Origin of the sequence: Microbacterium sp. bgisy207 (assembly GCF_965345035.1) — a bacterium.
Classification (GTDB): Bacteria; Actinomycetota; Actinomycetes; order Actinomycetales; family Microbacteriaceae; genus Microbacterium.
In genome coordinates this window covers 1-3,942 of the sequence record NZ_CBDRMG010000026.1, presented here as the reverse complement: position 1 = coordinate 3,942, position 3,942 = coordinate 1, and the positions used below count along the sequence as shown (strand labels likewise).

The 3,942-nt window shown below is 61.8% G+C and carries 3 protein-coding genes and 1 pseudogene; 2 read left to right on the top strand and 2 right to left on the bottom strand.

Going from position 1 to position 3,942, the window contains the following annotated elements:
- Positions 1 to 468: 468 nt before the first annotated feature.
- Positions 469 to 1,572 carry a glycerate kinase gene (locus ACSGC5_RS14855; protein ID WP_434971346.1) on the bottom strand — a complete coding sequence of 368 codons (1,104 nt, stop codon included), beginning with the start codon at positions 1,570 to 1,572 and terminating at the stop codon, positions 469 to 471.
- Positions 1,573 to 1,914: 342 nt separating this feature from the next.
- Positions 1,915 to 2,682: an IclR family transcriptional regulator gene (locus ACSGC5_RS14850; RefSeq protein ID WP_434971345.1), complete on the bottom strand. Its 768-nt coding sequence runs from the start codon at positions 2,680 to 2,682 to the stop codon at positions 1,915 to 1,917.
- A 215-nt stretch (positions 2,683 to 2,897) separates the two neighbouring features.
- Between ACSGC5_RS14850 and ACSGC5_RS14845 the strand changes: the two genes are divergently transcribed.
- Together ACSGC5_RS14845 and ACSGC5_RS14840 are read left to right on the top strand one after the other, a co-directional pair.
- Complete coding sequence (locus ACSGC5_RS14845; RefSeq protein ID WP_434971344.1) at positions 2,898 to 3,746, top strand: transketolase; 849 nt, start codon at positions 2,898 to 2,900, stop codon at positions 3,744 to 3,746.
- Positions 3,743 to 3,942, top strand: a pseudogene (locus tag ACSGC5_RS14840) (hypothetical protein); the annotation flags it as partial. The gene ACSGC5_RS14845 and the pseudogene ACSGC5_RS14840, both read left to right, overlap by 4 nt.

The window sequence follows — 3,942 nt, the reverse complement described above, 5'->3', positions numbered from 1 at the left end:
TGAACGGGATCATCGAACTCCACCGCCGCCTCGCCCGCGGCTTCCGCAACCGCGACAAACTACCGGCTCCGCATGCTCCTCGCCACCGGCGGACTCACCCCATGACCCCCACCGAATGTCCGAAGAGCCGTTAAAATACCCGCGCCCTCGTGCTGTTGGCGCAACGGTCCGAGAGGGAGCTGCACGGCTGTCTGTCTCAGATCGGTGGGCGGGCAGGGTCCAGCATCACGCCGGCGCGCGGGCATACCGGACGCCATCTTCGATCTGGGGGAGGAGTTCGTGTGCTGCGCGAGTGGGCCCCACGGGATCGGCGGTCGGGAACGGATGCATATTCCGAGGGGGCAACATGCCAGAGATCCATGCTGTCCGGTGTACTCATTGCGTCGTAGTCCTACCTGTTCTATCAGCGTGCCATCGCGGCGAGACCGGGCAGGGTCGGATGTTCGACGCCTGGCATTGTGCGCGTGCTTATATGGCCTTGACGACGTCTACGCCGTCGAGTGACTTCGCCAGACTTGCTGCAGCCGACGCAGCCCAGCGCGCCGGATCTTTCATTGCGGCTGACGAGCTCCCTGCCTGTTCTGTCAGGCTTCGATGTGCGACACCGGGATGTTCGTGGATAACCCCTGCAATCACTGCACTGGATACACCGGCGCGTGCGGCGCGTTCTAAGACGTTTCCCACGAGCTTTCCCTGAATGCTTTGCCGGTCGAACGCGCCCTCGCCAGTGATCACTAGTTGTGCAACCGCGATGCGCGGATCGAGGTTGGTCAGCCGGGAAAGGTGGTCGATGCCGGAGACAATATTTGCGCCGTACATGGCTGCGAAACCAAAGCCGGTACCGCCTGCCGCTCCAAAACCGGGTTGTGTCGGGTCTTGCTTGAGGACGTTCGCGACGTGGGCAAGTGCTGCATCGAGCAGGCGAACCTCCTCCATGGACGCGCCCTTCTGCGGGCCGAACATTGCCGCCGCGCCGTTCTCACCGATAAGGGGCGAGGTGACGTCTGTGAGAAGTGTGACGCCGCCAGGGATGGGGACCAGTGCGGACGCGTCGACCTGCGCCAGGGCCGTCAGACCCGCGCCGCCGTCAGGCACTTCTCGACCGCTTGCATCGAGCGCGCGAAGCCCCAATGCCCGGAGAGCTCCAAAGCCCGCGTCGGTCGACGCGCTGCCACCAAGACCGATCCACACTTCGTGCGCGCCAGAGGCGACGGCCGCGCGGATTGTTTCGCCCAGTCCTCGCGTGGTGGCACCCAACGGGTCGAGTGCGTGCATGAGAGGAAGTCCACTCGAAGATGCGAGGTCGACGACCGCGATTCCGCCTGGTAGTGCCAACCATCTGCCTCTAACTGGTCGACCGTCGGGTCCGCTGACGGGCGCTGTCGTGTGCCAAGTGGATCCTGGAACAGAGGCCGCTATGACTTCTGCGGTGCCCTCTCCGCCGTCGGCGAGCGGCAGCAGATCAATTTCGTCGTCTGGACGCACTGAGTGCCATCCGGAGCGGATAGCCGTGGCGACGTCGCGTGAAGTGAGCGTGCCCTTGTACGAATCAACGGCCACGAGTACCCGCATACTGGCCTCCTCAAAGGGGCGTAATGAACGCTGCACGTCCCATTTGACGTGCACAGATCGGTCGATGCATTACTGGTTTGTTTGCCATTCCGTGCTCGTCCAACACCTTCGCGGTATTCTCCCAACCGAACATGTGCAGACCCGGGGTCGAGCGCGCGAGCGGCAGTTTCGATGTTCGCTGGCTGACCACCAGGAAAGGTTGGCGTCCTGGGGAGGTAGTAACCCTACAGCCGGTTGGTGTTTTCATTCGTGACGCGCCGCCGAGGCAGCTACACGAGTTGGCGCCGTAATCCTGTTCTCGCATGTTTAGAACGGCACCCGCACTCGTTGACGGCAAATCCGTCATAGGTTTTGGGCTGCGCCTTGGTATGACCCCGTGACATCATGAACAAAATTTCGCAAGGTCTCACCTCGCACGCGGAGTTCGTCTTCGCTGGTGAGCGATCCGGAGATGCTCACGGCATAAATGTCTGAACCTATCCGAACCGCAGACCCGACACAACCAAATCCGTTGTGGTACTCCTCCCGCTCGACGCTGTAACGTCGCTGCACCGTTTGTGCGAGGTCAGTCGCGAGCTCAGCGGTATCTGTGATGGTGTGCACCGTGTAGGAGTGCAGGCCCGAATTGGCTGGCAACAGACCCGTCCCGCCAAGTGCCAGCGCTGCCTTACCGACGGCGGTTGCATGCAGGGGCATCCGAGATCCGACTGCCGAGTAACCGACTATAGGACGTGGCGGGTCGATCTTCTCGAGTACCGTCACCATCCCCTCACGCACCATGCCGAGATGAGCTGTTGCGTTGAAATCTGCGGAGAGAGAGCGAAGCGGACTGCGCAGCTCCTGCACGATGTCGATGGATGCAACGGCGGCCTGGCCGAGTTCGACTAGCCTCGCTCCCAGCACGTATTCCAGCTCGGACGAAGCTCGGCGGACGAGCCCATGACGCTCGAGCACGCGCAATGCTCGCAGTACCGTGCTGGGGTTCGCTTGGAGCTGAGCACTCAGCTCCGCGAGGCGGAGCCGCGGGGTCGCCGCGAGGATGGACAAGATCTCTAGCGACCGGTCGACACTCCCGAGCTGATATTTGTCACTCTGCATCGACACACTCATCTGGTCTCCCTTAGTCCCGCGCCCCCGAGTCGAGCAAGATCCCGATAGACCGTGCGCTCGACACTCACGTCCCAGGTCCTTGCGTGGGCAGGAACGAACGAGTAGATTGCACTATACAGAACGCGTTTGCGTTATGTGAAAGATCTAGGGTTTTGCGCTCTACGAAATATAACGCCAGCGGCGGCGGAAAGGTACCTATGCACACTCGTAGAGCGGTGGTCCAGCAGGATTCTCTCGAGCTCCAGGCGCAGGCGATTCAGGTTCGTCGATCGATCGTCACCATGCTTCAGCACGCCGGCAGTGGACACAGTGCTGGGCCGCTAGGCATGGCCGACCTCCTCACCGCGTTGTACTTCAATCTCCTCGTCCACGATCCTGCGGATCCTGAGTGGGAAGGACGTGATCTGTTCCTGCTCAGCAACGGGCACACGGCGCCGGTGCTCTACGCCGCCATGGCGCATGCGGGGTATTTCCCCGTCGATGAGCTCATGACGTTGCGTCGTCTGGGTTCGAGGCTGCAGGGACATCCCGAGAGATTGGCTCTTCCGGGCCTGGAAAGCACGAGCGGGCCTCTGGGCAGTGGCTTGTCTCAAGCCGCTGGTGCGGCCTACGTACTCCAGCACATTGATGCGGTGCCTGACCGTTTCGTGTACGTGATGATGGGCGACGGAGAGCTCAACGAGGGCAACATCTGGGAAGCTGCCATGTTCGCGGGAAAGTACCGCCTGAATCGGCTTATCGGAATCGTTGACCGCAACTTCATCCAGATCGATGGATCGACCGAAGATGTGATGCCGCTAGAGGACCTGGCCGCGAAGTGGGAGTCCTTCGGATGGCACGTGCTGGAGATCGATGGGCACGATATGCAGGCGATCCTAGATGCCGTCGCAGACGCGAAGGACGCGACTGACAAGCCGACTGTCATCATCGCGCGCACCATTCCGGGCAAGGGCGTCTCGTTCATGGAGCATGACTACCTCTGGCACGGGAAAGTGCCGGACATCGACCAGGCGCGGGCGGCGACAGCAGAGCTCGACCTCCTCGCGAACGGAGCGTCCTCATGAACGGGTACCGGCTTGATGATGCACTCGGTACGGCCGACGTTGCCTACGAACCCATCAGGGCTGGTTTCGGTCGGGGACTCCGAGAGGCCGGTCGGCGCGATTCGCGAGTGATAGCGCTCTGCGCAGACTTGACTGATAGCACCCAGATGAGCCTGTTCCGTGACGAATTCCCGGACCGGTTCATCGAAGTGGGAGT

What these genes read in the sequence shown, in the direction of transcription:
- ACSGC5_RS14850 (WP_434971345.1), bottom strand. Translation starts at nt 2,682, where the DNA reads ATGAGTGTGTCGATGCAGAGTGACAAATATCAGCTCGGGAGTGTCGAC.
- ACSGC5_RS14855 (WP_434971346.1), bottom strand. Translation starts at nt 1,572, where the DNA reads ATGCGGGTACTCGTGGCCGTTGATTCGTACAAGGGCACGCTCACTTCA.